Origin of the sequence: Methylobacterium sp. WL12 (assembly GCF_008039475.1) — a bacterium.
Lineage (GTDB): Bacteria > Pseudomonadota > Alphaproteobacteria > Rhizobiales > Beijerinckiaceae > Methylobacterium > Methylobacterium cerastii.
The window spans coordinates 1-776 of the sequence record NZ_VRUW01000232.1; the positions used below are offsets into that span (position 1 = coordinate 1).

Here is a 776-nt window from a genome sequence, read left to right on the forward strand (position 1 = left end):
GAGGGGACCGGCGGGGCCTGCGCGGCGAGCACGTCGGCGCGCACCGGGCGCGGCGGCGCGAAGACTGGCCCCTGCCCGAACGGCACGTCGAGGTCGATCAGGTCGGGCACGTCGGATTCCGTGCCGACCTCCGTCGCGACCAGACGGATGCCGGCCCGCGCGAGCGCGGTGACCAGGTCCTCGATCGCGATGTCGGACAGGCTGCGCCGGGCGGGGCCGGGGCGCAGCAGCAGCTCGGCCGGCACCTTGACCTGGCCGACGCCGTGGCCGGCCAGCGCCGCCGCGTCGAAGCGCAGGTCGGTCGGCCGGTCGAGTGTGAAGCCGACCCGGCCCTTCAGCGCGGCGACGGCCCCGGCCTGCTCGGCGTCGAGGTTGCGCCAGCTCGCTTGCGGCAGGGCGACGACGAGGCGGCCGGCCAAGGCCGGCTCCGCCGCGACCAGCCGCGCGATCCCGCGCAGGAACCCGGGCTCGTAGAGCGACAGCGGCGACAGGCCGTAGGCCACCGCCGCCTCGCTGCCACGGCCGACGAGGTGGCGGGCGATGGTCGCGACCCGCTGCAGCATGCGCCGGTCGAGCTCGGTCGAGCGACCGTGCCGCTCCAGCGCCGGCAGGAAGGCCTCGGGCGTCAGCACCACGCCGGCGAGCCTCAGACGCGCCAGGGCCTCGTAGGACGCGACCTTGCGCTGCGGCAGGGTCACCACCGGTTGGAGGTGGACTTCGAGCCCGTCGCCGTCGAAGGCCGCGATCACCGCCTCGTCCTCGTTGGGGGCGTCGGC

At 76.4% G+C, this 776-nt stretch carries 1 protein-coding gene; it reads right to left on the reverse strand.

Annotated features, from left to right (window positions below; genetic code table 11):
* Positions 1–776 (reverse strand): EAL domain-containing protein (locus FV226_RS27655; RefSeq protein ID WP_147765425.1); only part of this gene is annotated, 776 nt, incomplete at both ends.